This window comes from Vibrio ruber DSM 16370, assembly GCF_900163965.1.
GTDB lineage: Bacteria > Pseudomonadota > Gammaproteobacteria > Enterobacterales > Vibrionaceae > Vibrio > Vibrio ruber.
Genome location: NZ_FULE01000004.1, coordinates 35,116 through 53,356 on the forward strand (window position 1 = coordinate 35,116; position 18,241 = coordinate 53,356).

Genomic DNA, 18,241 nt, shown 5'->3' on the forward strand with positions numbered 1-18,241 from the left:
GATCAATACATGTGCAGAGGGCTTTTCGTTAAATGCACTACAATATGTAGTGTTGATATGACAATGTTAAGCCCTATATCATGTGTTTTGCTCAAAGCAGGCGATGAGGGGTAAGGAGATAAAGTGAAACCGATTGTAATCAAACGTGATGGCTCAAGGGCCGCGTTTCATCGAGACAGAATTCAGGCTGCGGTTGAGGCTGCAGCCGAACATGCTGATCAAGAACTGGCCATCTATGCCTTAAATGTTGCGCTGGCGGTTGAGTTAAAACTCAAGGATTACAAAGAAGTTCATATTGCAGAAATTCAAACGTTGGTCGAGAACGAGTTAATGCAGGGGCCTTACAAAGCACTGGCTCGTTCTTATATCGAATATCGCCATGATCGTGATATCGCTCGCGAGAAACAGAGTGCACTGACGCGGGAAATTGAGGGATTGATCAATGAAAGCAATGCTGACTTACTGAATGAAAATGCCAATAAAGATGGCAAAGTGATTCCGACTCAGCGTGATTTGCTGGCTGGGATTGTTGCAAAACACTACGCCAAGACTCGCATTCTGCCCCGTGATATCGTGCAGGCACACGAAACCGGTGATATTCACTATCATGACCTGGACTACGCGCCTTTCTTCCCGATGTTCAACTGTATGTTAATTGATTTGAAAGGGATGTTGACGCACGGCTTTAAAATGGGCAATGCAGAAATCGATACACCAAAATCGATCTCGACAGCAACCGCTGTAACCGCTCAGATTATTGCTCAGGTTGCCAGTCATATTTACGGTGGCACAACCATCAATCGCATTGATGAAATATTAGCACCGTACGTTCAGGCCAGTTACCAAAAACATCTTGATACTGCCCACGAGTGGGACATTCACGATCCCGAAGGATTTGCGATGGCGCGGACTGAAAAAGAGTGCTACGACGCATTTCAGTCGCTGGAATATGAAGTCAACACTCTACACACCGCCAATGGACAGACACCTTTTGTAACGTTCGGTTTTGGTCTGGGCACCAGTTGGGCATCGCGGTTGATCCAAATTTCTATCTTGAAAAACCGGATCGCCGGGTTAGGCAAAAATCATAAAACGGCGGTGTTCCCGAAACTCGTGTTTGCGATTAAAGATGGCTTAAATCATCAAGCCGGTGACCCGAATTATGATATCAAACAACTGGCGCTCGATTGTGCGACTAAGCGGATGTATCCGGATATTCTTAACTATGACCGTGTGGTTGAAGTGACTGGTTCCTTTAAAACCCCGATGGGTTGCCGAAGCTTCCTCAGCACCTATGAAGAAGATGGCGAATTAATCCATGATGGCCGGAATAATCTCGGAGTTGTGAGTCTGAACCTGCCGCGAATTGCATTGCAGGCCAAGGGGGATTTAACCCGTTTCTACCAACTGCTCGATGAACGTTTGTTACTGGCGCGTCGGGCACTGGAGACCCGCATTAGTCGTTTAGAGAAAGTTCGCGCGCGGGTTGCACCGATTCTGTATATGGAAGGGGCTTGTGGTGTCAGGCTCAAAGCGGATGAGTCGATTGCCTATATCTTTAAAAACGGTCGGGCATCGATTTCACTGGGCTATATTGGGGTACATGAAACAATCAATGCACTTTTTGGTGATCAACAGCATGTTTATGATCATCAAAGACTCCGGGATGAAGCAGTTAAAATTATCGGCTATCTCAAAGCAGCTACCAACCGCTGGGCAGAAGAGACCGGCTATGGTTTCAGTTTGTACGGTACACCGAGTGAGAACTTGTGTAATCGTTTCTGCCGGATTGATGCCAAAGAGTTTGGTGTCATCGACGGTGTGACGGATAAAGGCTACTACACGAACAGTTTCCACCTCGACGTTGAGAAAAAAGTGAATCCATACGACAAGATTGACTTTGAGATGCCGTATCCGGCGATTTCGAGCGGTGGTTTTATCTGTTACGGCGAGTTTCCGAATATGCAGCGTAATGTAGAAGCGCTGGAGAACGTTTGGGATTACAGCTACAGCCGGGTGCCTTACTACGGTACCAATACCCCGATTGATGAATGCTATGAGTGCGGTTATACCGGAGAATTTTCCTGTACCAGTAAAGGGTTTGTCTGCCCGAAATGTGGTAACCATGATCCGGCTAAAGTCTCTGTGATTCGTCGGGTATGCGGTTATTTAGGCAGCCCTGATGCGCGTCCGTTTAATTTCGGTAAGCAAGAAGAAGTCAAACGACGAGTGAAGCACCTGTAATTGCTATGAATTATCATCAATATCATCAGGTTGATGTAGTCAACGGCGAAGGAACACGCTGCACCCTGTTTGTTTCAGGGTGCGAGCATCAATGCCGGGGCTGTTATAACCAATGCACATGGTCTCCCGATTCTGGTCATCCATTTACACAAGCGCTGGAGGATCAGATTATTGCTGATTTACAGGATACCCGGATTTATCGGCGTGGCCTGTCGCTGTCGGGGGGAGACCCGCTTCACCCCGCCAATTTAACTGCTATTTACCAACTCGTGACAAGGGTTAAAGATGAGTGTCCCGGTAAGGATATCTGGATGTGGACGGGTTATACGCTTGAAGAGCTGTCAGAGGAACAGTGTGCCGTCGTTAAGATGGTCGATGTGCTGATTGATGGTAAGTTTGAGCAGGAGCAATATGACCCGGCATTACTATGGCGCGGGAGTGCCAACCAGATCATTCATCGCTTTGATTTAAAAGATTAACTGTCTTGTTCGGAAAAGTATCCAGAACCTACTTGAACAGATAAATTTAGTAAATGCTTAAAACAGTGGTCAATATTGACCACTGAAATATATTGTATGAGTGTTTATCCACACTCAATTTTTATTTAGACATTGGTATAAGTCTTTAGAGCTTATATTATCAATTTCATTAATATAATGTTTTTGTGAGTATGAACGTCAATGAAATTGTTTTTTCTATTTCTATAACTGAATTAATAATATAAATGGATTAATTCTCTGATATAAAATCTGAATGATTGATAGAAGGTAACTATCTCACCTCAATGAAATAAATATTTATGACTATTGAGATAGAACGCTGATGGGTTAGAAAAATGAGTTAGGAACCCAAGTTAGCCACACTGTTCGAGCTAGCATGTTCCAATCATAAAAGGAATGGTGACTGCATATTTAACCATTCATCTACTGAACTAGATGATGCAATTGTTATACGACAACTGTATCTTGAAATCAGTTGTGTATAGAATATACGTCAATGCGATATGTTCCTATTGGACAATACCGCAAGGTTGTATATAAAAAGTATGAAAAAATGATGAAAAAACGTATGAAAATAATAATGCTGCTCTGTCTGGGGTTGTCTTTCACATTCTCCGCTCAAGCCAATAGCTGTCTGAAAGGACAGGCATGTCATCATGTTCAGAAAAGCGCTTATCACCAGCTTCAGTCTCAGGCACCCGCTCAGAAAGCGAGCCGGAAAAAACTTTACCGGGGAGCCGGTCACTATGTGGTGACAGCAAAGCAATTAAATGTGCGTGGTGATAATTTGCTGGATGGACGGCCGGTCGGCCAGTTGGCGTATGGTGAGAACATCTATGTCTATCGGTTTTCACGAGGTTGGGCGATGATTCAGTTCCGCAATGAAGTAGCTTGGGTGAGTGGGCGTTATCTGAAATATCAGCCATCTGATTTTTGAGTTCGGGATTTGAGTCGTCAATGACCAAAATGGCCGGATTATACCGGCCGTTCTGTGATCTTCGCTTGTACTGGTGAATTAAGGATTTTCTGCCGCCAATGGTGGCGCGATATCACTTCCCCCCAGCGCCTGATATACCGTGGCCTGAATTTGATACTGGTTGTAGCGATTCTCCAGTAGTGATTCCTGTGCGCTACGCTGGGTTTCTTGTGCATCCAGCCAGTCTCGGATACTCACAGCGCCATGATGATATTGACTGGCATAAATCTGTTCTGCAGCGGTAGCTGCATCATACTGTTCTTTGAGTCTGAGCCCCTGATATTGATAGTGTTGTTTTGCCGAGAGTGCATTATCAACATCTTTCATTGCCGTATAGAGGGTCTGACGGTAGTTCACCAGTGCCGTTTGATAATTGGTTTCGGCGATTTTTTGGTTGAGTGACATCTTATTCCATTGCAAAAAAGGCAGGATTATTTCAGCACCCAGTGTGCCGAGTGGATCGGTCAGCAGATCGCGCAATTGGGCAGAAGAGTCCCCGACAGAGCCGGTGAGAGTCAGTGTCGGTAAATATCCGGCCACAGTGGCATCGCTGGTTGCCAGTGCTGATTTCAGTTCATAGAGTGCCGCTTTAACATCTGGTCGCCTGACCAACAAATCCGCCGGGATACCGGCAGCTATTTCAGGAATAGGGGCTTGGGGAAGTGACTGAATCTGTAAATCAGGCTGTTTTGGCGGCTGATTGAAGAGCATCGCCATCGCATTCTCAGCTTCAGCCAAAGATTGCAGTAGGTCACTGTGCGCGGCTTGTTGTCCGGCTAAACTGCGTTTGGCTTCCAGAACATCCAATTCAGAAACCGCACCACTGTGATATTGGCGTTGAGTCAGTGCCAGAACCTGTTTGGCATAGGTGATACTCTTATTACTGAGTGCCACCCGCTCTTTCAGATAACCAATTTGCCAATAGAGTGAAGCCGTTGTTGAGGCGAGGCTTTGAGCGGTGCTTTCCCGGTCTGCGGCGCTGGCAATTGCTGTCCATTGGGCTGCGTTGACGGATGAAGCGACACGTCCCCACAGATCCAATTCATAACTGACAGAGAGGTTGGCGGAGTAACTTTTACTATTGCTGCCTGAATCCAACCGTTTTGAATGTGACGTTGCCAGTGTGGATGATAATTCAGGATATTGATCGGTTTCACTCAAACCGGCTTCCAGACGTGCTTTTTGCAGCGTGAGAGTTGCCAATGCCAGATCATTATTGATGCGTAGCATCCGTTGAATGAGTTGGTTGAGCTGTGGATCGTTAAATCGTTCCCACCATGGGTTAAGGCTGACCTGTTCGTTCACCTGTTGTGTCTGCCATGTGGCCGGGATGTCTACCTGTGGCGGTGTGAACTTGGTGTGGGTTAGCGTAGTACAACCCGATATCAGCAGAGTTGATATGACAATGTTAAACACTGGTTTGAACATGATTGAATTCATTGGTTATTAATCCCTTGCCAGCGCCTCGATGGGGTCCAGACGTGCTGCATTCCGCGCAGGTAAAAAGCCGAACAAGACACCGATGAGTGTCGAGCAGAGAAATGCGGTGATAATGGATGTTGTGGAATAAATCATCTGAAAGTTGCTACCACTATAGGAAAATATAACCCCAATCAGAAAGGCGAGTAAAATTCCTAATACGCCACCACAGAGGCAAACCAGCACGGCTTCAATCAGAAACTGGCGTAAAATATCACTATGTCTCGCGCCAACCGCCATACGTACGCCGATTTCCCGGGTTCTTTCTGTGACGGAGACCAGCATAATATTCATCACACCGATACCGCCGACAATGAGTGAGATAACGGCAATTGCTGAAATAAGCAGGGTCATGGTGGCAGTTGTTCTTTCAATACTCTGGCGGATGGTATCTGTGTTAATCGTAAAGAAGTCTTGCGTGCCGTGCCGCATTTTCAGCAGTGCGATAATCGCCTGTTCAGCAGCCTGACTGGGTGCTGAATCGTTGATCCTGACCGTAAGCCTGTCCAAATGGGGGCGACCGAGCATTCGACCGGAGACGGTGGTATAGGGAACCCAGACTTTCAGTGAATCATTATTGCCGAATGCACTTTCTCTCGGCTGTGTGACACCGATAATTCGGACGGGTAATGAGTTGAGAAAAATGACTTGGCCGATTGGATTGCTCTGCGGAAACAGTTCCTGTTTGGTATTGTGATCAATTACGGCTTCCTGCGCTAATGACTGAACACTGTGGCTATCCCAGTATTGTCCTGTTGCAATCTCATAACCTCTGACACGAAAATATTCCGGCCCGACCCCTTCAATATTTGCTGTTACGGCTTTATTGGTATAACGAATGGTGACACTACTGCTGATCGATGGCGTCACACTATCGACAAAAGGCAGCATTTTCAGTGCATCACCATCACCGGCACTCAGTGTCCGGATTCGATCTGCCCGCCGATCACCAAATCCGCTTCCCGGTCGTATATCAATGGTATTGGTTCCCATTGAACTGATGTTTTTCAGAATAGCCTGTCGTGACCCGGTACCTAAGGCAACAACAGAGACCACCGATGCAATGCCGATAATGATCCCCAGCATGGTTAAAAAGGTACGGAGACGATGGCTCGACATCGCCAGCAGCGCCATTTTGAAAGCTTCGATGTAGCGATCCCAGTTGAACCAACGTCGCGTCTGCGATGCCGGACTTTCTCGGTGTGTATTGTGCCGTTGCTTGTGATGCTGTTGATCACGAATGATTTCACCATCTTTAATTTCAATAATGCGATCCGCAAATTGGGCGACGTGCATATCATGTGTCACGATGATGATCGTGTGGCCATCCTGATGCAGCTCTTGTAACAGCTTGAGCATCTCTTCACCACTGTGGCTATCCAAAGCCCCGGTGGGTTCGTCTGCTAAGATGACATCACCGCCGTTGATCAGCGCCCGGGCAACACTGACCCGTTGCTGCTGTCCTCCGCTGAGTTGACTGGGTTTGTGATCGAAACGGTCACCCAATCCAAGGCGAGCCAATAGTTGACGCGCTCTTTCCCGACGAGTCTTGCGTGTTTTTCCTGCGTAAACGGAAGGAACCTCAACATTATCAACTGCGGTTAAATCACCCAATAAATGATAGCGTTGGAAAATAAATCCAAAATACTCCCGGCGGAGGTGGGCCAATTCGTCCCCTCGCATTGTCGAGGTATCTTGTCCGTTGATCAGATAATTGCCTTGTGACGGTTTATCGAGACAACCGAGAATATTCATCAGGGTTGATTTCCCCGAACCGGAAGCACCAACAATTGCGACCATTTCACCACGTTCAATCGTGAGATCGATGTCTTTCAAAACAGTCAACGTCTGTTCACCGGCAGGGAAAGTTCGGGACACACCGGACAAATGGAGTAATGCATCCTTCATGTATTACATCCCCATCGACCGGCGAAAGCGGCGAGGCGTATAGGAATCACCACTGGGTAAACTGAGAATTACTTTATCGCCTTCGTTCAAACCGCTGAGAACTTCTGCCCGGACTTTATTGTTAATACCTATCGTGACATCACGAAATTCGACTTGACCTTTCACCAGTACCGGGACTTGATAACCATTTGGATCATTATCTCTGGGGCGTAAGATTTGAGCGGGAATAATCAACGCATCGTCAGATTGATTGAGGACAATTGTCACTTGTGCTGTCATACCGATGCGTAGCACACCATCCGGATTATCGATATCAAACAAACCATTATAATAAATTGCTTCTGAATCATTTGATGTCATATCACTATCATCACCGTCCATCACTGTCGGGCCGGGCTCAATGGCACGTAATGTCGCGTGATAGCGATGGTTTGGCTGGCCCAGAATGGTAAAGTAGACCGGTTGCCCCGAATGAACATGTATAACGTCGGCTTCGGATATTTCTGCTTTTACTGTCATCTGGTTTAGATTTGCCAGTTCAACGATGGTAGGGGTTGTTTGGTTGGCATTCACGGTTTGTCCGACTTCTACTGCGGTATAAACAACCGTGCCGTCCATTGGTGCTGAAATCTTGGTATAACCCAGATCGACTTTGGCTGAATCAACATTAATTTCTGCCTGCTCAATTCCGGCGCTCAGTTGATCTAGTTCTGCCTGATAAACAGCAAGATTCGACTCGGCTAATTCATAATCGGCTTTGGAGCTGGCATTGTCTGCCAGCATTGCTTTTTGACGAGCATACGCCAGTCGTGCCTGACGAATTTGTGCTTGTTTGGCACGATACTGTGCTTTCAAACTTGCGAGAGAAGCGAGAGACTCTTTGAGACTATTTTGTTGTGTCAAACTATCGATTTGCGCAATGAGCTGCCCCTTTTTGACCTGTTCTCCGAGCTTGACTGGCAAATTCACAATCTGACCGGAGACTTGCGCACCAACACTGACTAATTTGGAAGCTTGTAATATCCCATTCGCAAGAACATTGTTTTCAATGTGACCTCTTTTTACTGTTTGTGTCGCATAAACCGGCTGTGGTTCCGGCTGTAGCCACCAGTACGTGATACCAACAGAGAGAACCAAGAATAAAAGAATAGCGAATAACAACCATTGTTTTGAAAGCTTTTTCATAAAGGACGGGAGACCATGATCAATAAAGTGGATAAACAACGTGTATTTCAGATATATATGAAGGGTTAATCTGCCATAAGCGATGGTAACTCACAAGCACAAGCAGGCATAATTAATTACGAGGACACACAACATTAATGAGGACAGTCGTTCCAAGTCTTTGGTTAATTATGGGGACACACAAGTCACATTCTAGTCATCATAACGAAACGCAGCTGGATTTTTTACTCGGTGAGTTGTTGAGCTATTTTCTTAAACGGAATAGGGTCAAGATGGTTGGGGCAAATCTTAAATGGTGTGTAGAACCTGATATGGTGCAGTTTTCAGAAATGTCAGATGCAATTTGAAAGGATATATGAAGTGCTATTTAGACAGATAGTCCATGTAAACGCTGCCTGTTCAATTGATCTTTCACTATTTGAAGTCGTTTCGATGAGCCTATCCATAAACATCGTTTTCGTTCTAGCTGGGTACATAAGTAAAAACTATCCATGTGATTGGCAGATAATCGGATGAGAATGGAAGGTTGTTTGTTGTCGATATAACCCGGCTTTCCCTCCCGAACCTGCCGCCCAATCCAATCTACCCACTCAATGTAATCAATTAGATGAAATGGGATACCATCAGATTTTTTCTGGGAAGATTCACCAACGAATGGGAATAGCTTAAGTTGTGGGGCTTGAGCCGTATTCAGTGTATCAAGTCGTCTCTTGATCGATGTATATGCTGAAGTTTCTGGTGTTTTAGCGATACCAGCTCGAACCGGATTTAGATCGGTATAGGCCATTGCTGCCAGCAGCGCTTTTTCATCCAGTAAAGCCTGAGATTTAAATCTGCCTTCCCAGAAATGCCCACGACATTGATCTTCCTGATTGGCTTGTTTAGCAATACTGAAATTGAGCTCTTTCATCAACCAGCTCAGAGAGTAGAGTCGCTCCCGCCAAAGGTGAATTATTTTTCGACAAGTCTGAATTTCAGAAGCGGAGGTCTGATTTTTTAGATATTTCAGAATCAGCTGTGGTAATTGATGCTCCTTTCCCCAACGCTCGATAACTTCTTTGTCCGATAATTGTGCTGCTTTTTCTCGGTTAATATGAACAACCAGATGGTAATGATTGCTCATCACTGCATAGGCGCAGATATCGATACAGAATACTTGGGCTAAAGCCAGAATGCGTTGCTCAACCCAGTAACGTCGGTGTTCGTAGGACTTTCCAGTCAGTTGGTCTTCACCACATAAAAAGGCACGTCGGACACAGCGAGAGACGCAGTGGTAGTAGGCTGTGATATCAGGAGAAACCAACTGTGCTCTGGCGATGGTCATAGGAAGAAACCGTATTGATAAATTATGCGGAAAGTATGGCGAATTGAAAATAAATGAGAAAGACGACGATTCTCATGATACGAGTCATATCCGTTTTTTCGATGTAATTTGATGTCAGTAAAGTATGACATACTTACTGGGTCTAATTATGCCTGTCCCTAGAAGGGAGCGAGAAAGGCTAAAGTGTCTGTCCTTAGAAAGACCAAGGATGACAAACCTGTCATCCCTGTACTTAAAAATCATTTAATATGAATGAGTTGCGCTTAGGTTGGGGTCACTGCACCTCTGAATTTTTCGGGTCTGTTTGCTGTAGAGTTGGCGGCGTTTTATCCGCTTCTCTCAATTTGTTTTGCTCTTCTGGCAGAGGGGGTGTTGTGGATGAGGATTGCTGTGACTTTAACAGAGCAACCAGCGTTTCTAGATTTTCCACATGTGTTTGTTCCTGAAGCAACTGTTCCTGTAGTGCTTGTTGTTGCTGATAGGCTTCTGTCAGCGCTGTTTGTAGCTTCTGGTTATTTTGTTGTTGTGCCGTGTTTTTGGCCTGCAAACTTTCTTGTTGTGTTTGCACCAACTGTTGGAGCGCTGCGACACTTTCCAGAATACGATTCGTTTGCTCTCTTAGCACTTGATCTCGGTAGTCTGAATTATCGATAGCTTGTGAAATAGCCAGTAATTTGTTTTCAATCTCAAGAACAGTCGGTTCAAATTGACCGTTTTCAATACTGCGTAATTGTTTCACCCTATGTGTAACTTGCTCTAGATGAGCGATTTCAAACTGACCAAGGTGTGCTGCTTTTTCTATAGCTTCAATGTCTCTGGGATTAGACTGAGCGGTTGCTTCAACTAGTTGAATTTGATGACTGGCTTTAGCAAAGGTGATAGGAGCCACTTCGTTGAAATCTTCTTGTTTTAATAATGTGAGTTTTTTCTGTAATGGCTGGACATATTTGAGACGCATGACCTTGACTTCAAGGTTCCGAGACATGTTCAGAAAGTCTACTTGTTTTGTCTGTGCCTTTTCTAGCTTATCTTCAGCAACATATTCAAACAGATCATGATACATCCCGTTCACGCGTTGATATTCTCTGGCATCATAATGTTGTGCGTCGATCTTTGTTAAGTAATCCATTTCCGCAATTGCATCGGCAAGGAAATGATCCGCTTTTTCTTTGAAGGCTTTAAGCTGATTTAGCTGCTGCTCGATAGTGTCAATATACTGGTTGAATTTGTCTGCATAGGTTTGACTGGAGAAAATCGATACACTTTTGGTGGTTCTTGATGGATCGGCTTGAAGCTCTTGATATAACGTTTGAGCATCGTTCCATGCATCTTGTAGCTTTTTGTAATGAGATTCGGAGTAGATTTTGAAAGGTTCAACATCCGTGAGCGTTTTATCCCATTGCTGATAGGTAGTTTGAAGGTGAGTAAACAGTGCGTAAGACTGGGACTGTTCGTCGGTTGGATTATCCGATGATGTTTGATGCGGTGTACTCTGACAGCCCGCGATGCCAATCAGTAGGCATAAAACGACTGTGGATGTTATCGGTTTCATGTTGTTTATCCTTATGATCAATCTATCTACTTAGCAATTTTTATGATTTGTTTTTATAGCATGGCTTGTTTTTATGATAAGTACCTTGCCATAACGTTATCTTTTATGCCAGTTAGTGATCATCATCGGAGAATAGGGAAGATGAGATTTGAAGAGACTTCACATGTGAGTTGTGAGTTGAGGGAAAATAAAGCGTGCTGCATATTAAACGCGATGATGAGCAAATGGGTCGGTTAAAAAGGGGGTGTTCGTTATCTATAAATTTCAATAAAACAAATGTCACCATTCTGATATAGAAATGGTGACATTTTACGGGATAGATCAGATGTGTTCGTTATCGAACTGAACAATCTTTAAGTTATGAGCAAATTACTGCTGATTGATAAATTGTTTAAAGCGAGCCCGGGTTTGCTTATCTGCTTGTTCGTACCAGTAATGCAACATGGTCTCTGCTGTCGATGCTGAAGCTTTGGTTTGATCAGATTTGATAGACCGAGCTGGGATGGTTTTGACCGGTAGACCCGACTGCGGTGCATATTCAGGAACGGATGCCACTTTGTCAGACTGATTGTAAACCGACATTTCCGTATAATAGTTGCGTCCGAATTGAATACCGTCTTTGAGTAGTTTATCCTGCGTGACTGGGATTTTTTGTCCGTCTTGATTCGTGAGTGACCATTGCATACTACTAATATGTTCCCGAGCTTCGCGCGAATTTCTATATTGAGGAACTTGGAGCGTCAGTTCTGCGTCTGCCGCATTAAATACAGCAACCGTTACATCACTTTCTACACCGATGTTGTCTTTACCTTCCTGAAAAAAAGGCTCATAACGAAAGACAATTTGTTGTAGTCCGTCTTCCAGTTGTAGTTTTCTTTGTGAACTGAAAAAACCATCACTTGATATATCTGCTTTACCGCCATTAGCAACCAGAATATTAACAGATTCAGGGAGATCGATTGTGACCGATGCCATGGCCGAGCCACTTAATAAAATCATGCTGGTGAATGATAGGGCTTTGGATATATTCACTTAAATTATCCTTTTTTATCAAATATTTAATTTGACTAAAGATGCATGGTTCTTACCTGAATTACAAGTGACAAATTGAATAATTTAGCCTGTTATCATCTCTGAGCCGTCTGTCCATGGAACAGAAGAGAAGAATAAGGTGCCTGTCCTTGTAACCCAACCCATAATAAAGTGTCTGTCCTCGTAATAGTTTCCGACCTGACTCTGACACTTTCGGGTTAAAATTGGTTATGATTCGATAACTTATTTAGATGAAGTGAAGATGTGATGCGTTATTTTTATTTGCTATCTTGCTGTTTATTCAGTGGATTTTCGGTAGCAGCTCAAGCTGCTGAAAATGTGTCTTTATTGCGGGGGAAGTGGGATTGCACGGCTTCTCTGCGTCAGCCTTTGTATCAGTTAAATTTAACGACTCAGGAACATTATCTTGCGTCCCATAAATATGTGACTAAGGGAACACTGATTGCTCGTTTACCGGGGCAGCCTATCGAAGTGTCGTACTCTGTTGTCGGGAATGGTAGTTGGCAAGTGGAAGGAGATAAGCTGATCCTTGAGGCAAAGGAGCTGAAGGTTGAAAATCTCACGCATCCCGAGTGGGAAGCGATGCTGAATCTTAAACAATATATTCCCAAACATGCGGGAGGGACATTGGATATTGTCCGTCTAGATCAACAACGTTTATCGTTAAAAGCCAAAAACTTACCCGATAATATTCAATGTCACCGAGGGTAAACGGGTGGCTTCGGCTATGGTTGAAAGATTTCGGGACATCAAATATGTGTCCCGAAATCTTGCGTCACTTATGGGCGAGAATACACCTGTTGTCCATTCACATAGGTCTGACGGATCACACGTTCATCAGCCAGCATAATTAGAGCAAATAATTTTTCTTCCAAGGTTTTTGCTTGCGCCATGCGCTGTTTGAGCATTGGTGGTATGCCATTGACATCAAGTTCAATAAAGTCAGCTTCCGTACCGGGGTTTAAATTACCGATTTGGTCTTCCAACTGCATTGCAACAGCAGCTCCTTGTGTACATAGATATAATGATTCAAAAGGATTGAGGTTTTGATGTTGTAATTGCAGAATTTTGTAAGCCTCAGCTTGATTCACCAGTAGATTGAGACTGGTTCCGCCCCCGACATCACTGGCAATCGCCACCGGTATCCCATGTTCTTTGACAGTAAAATAGGGGAATAACCCACTGCCGATGAATAGGTTTGACGTCGGGCAGAAAATGACGCTGCTATGGTTGCTGGCCAGTGTTTGATATTCTCTTGGTTCAAGGTGGATCCCATGTCCGAACAATGCTCTGTCACGTACTAATCCATACCGCTCATAAACATTCAAATAGTCTTTGGCATCTGGGAATAGACTTTTTACCCAGTTAATTTCGTCCGTGTTTTCGCTCAAGTGAGTCTGAATAAAGGCATCTGGGTACTCTTGGGCCAACTGTCCTGCTAATGCCAGTTGCTCCGGTGTGCTTGTCGGTGCAAATCGAGGCGTAATTGCATACAGTGCCCGTTCATGATGATGCCATTTTTCCAGCAAATCTTTACTCTCTCGATAACCCGAATCTGCGGTGTCACGCAGGTTATCGGGACTATGACGATCCATTAAGACTTTGCCACAGATCATTCGGGCCTGATAAGTTGCCGCTGCGGTAAAGAAAGCATCGACAGACTGTGGATGGACGGTGGCGAAGACACTGGCGGTTGTTGTGCCGTGCGCAAAAAGTTGTCGGAGAAAAGCGTCAGCTTGCAGCGCTGCATAGGATGAGTCTGCATACTTTGTTTCGACTGGGAATGTATAGTCATTGAGCCATTCCAACAGTTGACGACCATAGCTGGCGATCATTTCCATTTGAGGGTAGTGGACATGACTGTCAATCATGCCCGGTATCAATAACCCCGAATGTGTTTCTATCTGTTCCTGTGCAATATGATGGTGCTGAAAAAAAATGTCGGCATCGAGTAAATCAATGATTTTTCCTTGTTCTATAACGAGAATACCATCATTCAGATATTGGTAGTTTTGTTCAGGACTGTCTGTCCTTTTGGGGAAGTGTAAAATCTCACCCCGATGAAATGTCTTTTGCATACTTGACTCTTAAATCTCACGATAAATTGAACAGGTGTAGGGCGAGAGCCGTAATAGAATATGAGAATGCTTTTGTTTCGTCACATGAAAATGCGCATCGGTTTTGGGAAAAAACGCCTGATTAAAGGCATTTTCACCATAGGATGCAGCATCAAATGAGAGGCATCGTGATTGAATAATAACGTGACCGTTTCACAATCAATACGATCCTCGGCATTGATTATGGCTGATACAAGTGGTCTTTCGATCTGATAGCTATGGGTGGCAGATATACCGGAGCTGGTATCGGAAATATGGCAACTGAATGTACTCATTTTTTTGATCAAACTCCATGTGCAGGTGACTGATTTTTTTTGCTGCTCTGTGGCCGCACTCATCAGCTCATCGCTGCAATTATTTTTTGATGGTATCTGCTCCAAGACCGGTTTTGCCGATTCCGATTGTTGGTTTGCACAAATAAAGAAAGCCGAATTTTTCAGATAGCTATGATTGTAATACAAAAGGTTGTGCAGTACAGCTTCTGATACCAGTTCGATTTTCCCCTGTTCTTACATCCAGTACAAGTGTCTGTCCCTGCAAATACATTCTACAAGTGTGTGTCCCTATAAATTTGTGTCCCTATAAATTCCAATCGTTTTGAATAAGAGACTATTTTTATATTTTCGAGTGATATTAGTGATTGTTTTTTCAGGCTTTAAGTATCAGTGTTAGCCTGTTTTGTGGTCTATTATCAAAAAAATCTGAGCAATTACGCAGTAGCCCTATACACTTAAATTAAATAAGTGAGTTATGACGTAATTGTACAGCATGTGTATGAATACGTCTGATTGATGAATATATAAACATTTACAGTTGGCCGAGTTTTATTATGCAATGGATAAAAAATCAGTCGATTACTGCCAAGATGGTCTTTCTTGTTGGTACGATGCTAGTATTGACCATTATTCTTTCTTCTTTCAGCCTATTCAAGATGAACCGAGTTGCTGAAGAGGTTAAAGGGATTGCCCATGAACATATCCCTTTAATTCAACTCGTCAGTGATGCCACGGTGAAACAGTTACAAAGTGCGTTAATTGTTGAGAAAGCCTTGCGGGCTGCTGATTTTACTGCCGATCTTGATGCAGAAGAGTTAAAACAACTCCAACAAAATTTTAGCCTCGTTTCACAGAAATTTGATCAGGAAGTGCATCAGGCACAATCTAATCTAGAAGGGATGTTGCAATATCATAAGAATGAGAAGCTTGAGAAGGAGCAACGGTTATTGCAGCATTTGAATGCCGTTATTGAGCATCACCAGAGTTATGAACATTCCGCAGCAGAGATTCTTCAGGCGATTGCTGATCGTAAAAATGGTCAGGTATTATCTGAAAAAGCGCAGCAATTGGAGGTGCAGCAAACGGCTCAGAACCGACAGCTTGGCGCGCTTTTAACCGAAGTGGAGAAACTCACCGAATCATCGTTAATGCAAACGGAGCTCGAAGAGCAACAGGCAATATGGGGGATGATTTTATTGGTAGCGATTGCACTGTTGGTCGGCTTATTGATTGGTTTCTTTATTAGTCGTCAATTAGTTCATTCTTTGTCTTATGCCTGTACAATTGCTGAGCAGATGGCGCAAGGGAATTTTGATCTGGATATTCAGGTGGATCGTCGTGACGAAGTCGGGCGCTTATTGAATGCGATGCAGACAATGTCAGATTCATTAGGCAAGATTGTGTCATCCGTTATGAGTAGTAGCTATTCGATTGCAACCGCGGTGGTCGAGTTGTCAACCGTTGCCAGTAGCAATCGGCAATCAGTTGATGCCCAGCAACAGAATACAGAGCAGGTTGCCAGTGCCATGACTGAAATGGCTGCGACAATCACGGAGGTTGCCGCCAATGCCGAAGAAGCGTCGTCCTCCAGTCAGCGAGCAGAAACCTATGTGAAAGATGGATGCCGGATGATTGAAAAAAACCGTCATCTTGCGGAGGAGTTGGTCAGGAGCGCTGAAAACTCACAGGCATTGATCACTAACTTACAATCAGGGACGACAAAAATTCAGAATTTTGTGTCTGTGGTGAACGCCATTGCAGAACAGACAAACTTACTGGCTTTGAATGCATCGATTGAAGCGGCAAGGGCCGGTGAGCAGGGAAGAGGTTTTGCTGTCGTTGCCGATGAAGTCCGGGTGTTGGCTTCACGCAGTCAGAAAGCAACGCAAGAAATCGACTCATTAATTGAATCACTGGTGGATAATACCGATTCTGCGGTCAGTGCCATTCAGGTTAGCAGTGAGCAAATCGGGCAGTCTTCAATATTGATTCAGGATATTAAACAACAAATGAACCTCATTGATCAGGCGCTCGTAGAATTGAATGAATCCAATGTCCAGATTGCGACAGCAAGTGAACAACAATCGGTTGCGGCAGAGCAGATCAGCCGTAGCATGGTGCATATCAGAGACTCAGGACAATCGGTACTGATGAGCACCGATGAAACAAAACGGGCCGGTGAAGATCTATCGATACAGGCATCTGATTTACGTCATTTGATGTCCCAGTTTCAAGTTAAGTCATCAGGATAAATTGCAGGCATCATGAATGGCTCCTGAACCTGAATCCAGGGGGAGGAATATGGACAATGGATAGATGAACACTCGTTTTACTTTTCTCAGATGGGTTGGGTTGCTGATCATATTGATAGCAGGTTTTTCTGTGTTTTTATTTTGGGTACATAGAGAGCAAGCAATGTTGATGCAAACGCCTAAAGAACATATCTATATTGCTGTTTCTCAGACACCGTTATCCTCACCATTTCTGATTGCAAGGCAGTTAGACATATTTGCCAAACATGGGTTAGATGTCGTGATCGTCCCTTGTTATGGCGGTGTTGCCTGTATCCGTAAGCTTTTTTCAGGCGTGGTAGACTATGCTACGGCCTCTGAATCCGTCGTTATGTTTGAGAGTTTTAAACGTAAAGACTTTATGGTTTTGAGCAGTTTTGTGCAGTCGGACAATGACTTAAAACTGTTGTCATTACAACGGACTGGCGTTCGTCAAATGAGTGACTTAGTCGGTAGAACTGTGGGGGTGGTTAAAGCTAGTTCTTCAGAATTTTATCTGGATGCATTGTTGTTAGTACATAATCTTACCAGTGATCAGATTAAAAAAGTGTATTTAACACCGCAAGCACTGACCAGCGCGTTACTTGATGGGCAGGTGGATGCGATATCGGTATGGGAACCCTATGGTTATCAGGTTGCATCACAATCGGGAACACCTTTGGTCGATTTAAGTCTGAACGGTGTATATCAACTCTCATTCAATCTTTTGATGATGCACTCATCTTATCTGCAAAAAAAAGAGACACATCGACGTTTGTTGCAAGCACTGGCAGAGACGATCAATTGGATGCATCAACATCCTGAATCGTCCCGAAGTATTGTCGGTAAGGCTCTGAATATTGATAAAATTCAGTTGCAAAGTTCTTGGAAAGATTATGTGTTCCGGCTGTCGTTAGGTAATGCATTGTTGTCTAATTTGCAGTTGCAGGCTCGTTGGGCCATCGATACCGGTATCGTGAATAGCTCGTTACCGGATTACCGCAAAATGCTTGCTTCAGATACGTTAGAACGGTTAAGGAATCAGCAAGGTGTCTTACCATGATCCGTTCAATCTCCCGAAAACTCCTGTTGCTATTAATCACGACTTTACTCCTGTTTGGATTTGACCTGCCCCCAAGAATTAATCCAAAATTTCATTAGTAATGCTTATTAAATCACCATTGTTCGTTACTGTTCTTGTGGTTGCTGCAAACTCAGATGGAGTCAGATAATCCAGTGCTGAGTGAGGACGATTTTCATTGTAATCCATACGCCAGCTACTGATGAGTTCACGAGCATGACTCAGATCCCGAAACCAATGTTCGTTTAAACATTCATCGCGGAACTTTCCGTTAAAG

Annotated in this window: 15 protein-coding genes; 6 read left to right on the forward strand and 9 right to left on the reverse strand. The window is 44.1% G+C overall.

The features are described from left to right. The first annotated feature begins 123 nt into the window (after positions 1–123). The 3 genes from nrdD to VR7878_RS00645 all read left to right on the forward strand — a co-directional run bounded on the left by nrdD (position 124) and on the right by VR7878_RS00645 (position 3,681). Positions 124–2,244, forward strand: coding sequence for an anaerobic ribonucleoside-triphosphate reductase (nrdD, locus tag VR7878_RS00635; RefSeq protein WP_077332454.1), 2,121 nt, complete (start codon positions 124–126; stop codon positions 2,242–2,244). A 5-nt stretch (positions 2,245–2,249) separates the two neighbouring features. Next, positions 2,250–2,723: an anaerobic ribonucleoside-triphosphate reductase-activating protein gene (nrdG, locus tag VR7878_RS00640; protein ID WP_077332456.1), complete on the forward strand. Its 474-nt coding sequence runs from the start codon at positions 2,250–2,252 to the stop codon at positions 2,721–2,723. Positions 2,724–3,312: 589 nt separating this feature from the next. Next, positions 3,313–3,681, forward strand: a complete 369-nt coding sequence (locus tag VR7878_RS00645; RefSeq protein WP_139343962.1) for an SH3 domain-containing protein — start codon at positions 3,313–3,315, stop codon at positions 3,679–3,681. Between the two features lie 78 nt (positions 3,682–3,759). Here VR7878_RS00645 and VR7878_RS00650 read toward each other — a convergent pair whose 3' ends face one another. The 6 genes from VR7878_RS00650 to VR7878_RS00675 all read right to left on the reverse strand — a co-directional run bounded on the left by VR7878_RS00650 (position 3,760) and on the right by VR7878_RS00675 (position 12,200). Beyond that, positions 3,760–5,148 (reverse strand): efflux transporter outer membrane subunit, encoded by a 1,389-nt coding sequence (locus tag VR7878_RS00650; RefSeq protein WP_205409400.1) that lies wholly within the window; start codon positions 5,146–5,148, stop codon positions 3,760–3,762. Positions 5,149–5,166: 18 nt separating this feature from the next. Continuing rightward, positions 5,167–7,107, reverse strand: a complete 1,941-nt coding sequence (locus tag VR7878_RS00655) for a MacB family efflux pump subunit (RefSeq protein WP_077332462.1) — start codon at positions 7,105–7,107, stop codon at positions 5,167–5,169. Between the two features lie 3 nt (positions 7,108–7,110). Further along, positions 7,111–8,292: an efflux RND transporter periplasmic adaptor subunit gene (locus tag VR7878_RS00660; protein ID WP_077332464.1), complete on the reverse strand. Its 1,182-nt coding sequence runs from the start codon at positions 8,290–8,292 to the stop codon at positions 7,111–7,113. A gap of 367 nt (positions 8,293–8,659) precedes the next feature. After that, entirely contained in the window at positions 8,660–9,616 is a 957-nt protein-coding gene (locus tag VR7878_RS00665; RefSeq protein ID WP_077332466.1) for a transposase, read from the reverse strand. Between the two features lie 274 nt (positions 9,617–9,890). Next, positions 9,891–11,168 carry a coiled-coil domain-containing protein gene (locus VR7878_RS00670; protein WP_077332468.1) on the reverse strand — a complete coding sequence of 426 codons (1,278 nt, stop codon included), beginning with the start codon at positions 11,166–11,168 and terminating at the stop codon, positions 9,891–9,893. A 369-nt stretch (positions 11,169–11,537) separates the two neighbouring features. Continuing rightward, on the reverse strand, positions 11,538–12,200 hold the full coding sequence (locus tag VR7878_RS00675; protein ID WP_077332470.1) for a DUF2057 family protein: 663 nt from the start codon (positions 12,198–12,200) through the stop codon (positions 11,538–11,540). 267 nt (positions 12,201–12,467) lie between these two features. On the opposite strand from VR7878_RS00675, the gene VR7878_RS00680 reads away from it, so the two are divergent. Beyond that, complete coding sequence (locus tag VR7878_RS00680; protein ID WP_077332472.1) at positions 12,468–12,932, forward strand: hypothetical protein; 465 nt, start codon at positions 12,468–12,470, stop codon at positions 12,930–12,932. Between the two features lie 68 nt (positions 12,933–13,000). Here the strand turns inward: VR7878_RS00680 and guaD are convergent, their stop codons facing one another. Together guaD and VR7878_RS21585 are read right to left on the reverse strand one after the other, a co-directional pair. Then, complete coding sequence (gene guaD / locus VR7878_RS00685) at positions 13,001–14,299, reverse strand: guanine deaminase (protein WP_077332474.1); 1,299 nt, start codon at positions 14,297–14,299, stop codon at positions 13,001–13,003. A 9-nt stretch (positions 14,300–14,308) separates the two neighbouring features. Then, positions 14,309–14,479, reverse strand: coding sequence for a hydroxyisourate hydrolase (locus tag VR7878_RS21585; RefSeq protein WP_077332481.1), 171 nt, complete (start codon positions 14,477–14,479; stop codon positions 14,309–14,311). A 688-nt stretch (positions 14,480–15,167) separates the two neighbouring features. Here VR7878_RS21585 and VR7878_RS00695 point away from each other — a divergent pair. Both VR7878_RS00695 and VR7878_RS00700 read left to right on the forward strand, forming a co-directional pair. Further along, entirely contained in the window at positions 15,168–16,865 is a 1,698-nt protein-coding gene (locus VR7878_RS00695; RefSeq protein WP_077332476.1) for a methyl-accepting chemotaxis protein, read from the forward strand. 169 nt (positions 16,866–17,034) lie between these two features. After that, a complete protein-coding gene (locus VR7878_RS00700) occupies positions 17,035–17,946 on the forward strand; it encodes an ABC transporter substrate-binding protein (protein WP_235862821.1) in 912 nt (303 codons plus the stop codon). A 78-nt stretch (positions 17,947–18,024) separates the two neighbouring features. Here the strand turns inward: VR7878_RS00700 and VR7878_RS00705 are convergent. Further along, positions 18,025–18,241: integrase core domain-containing protein (locus VR7878_RS00705; protein ID WP_139343957.1), on the reverse strand; the 217-nt coding region annotated here is incomplete at its 5' end.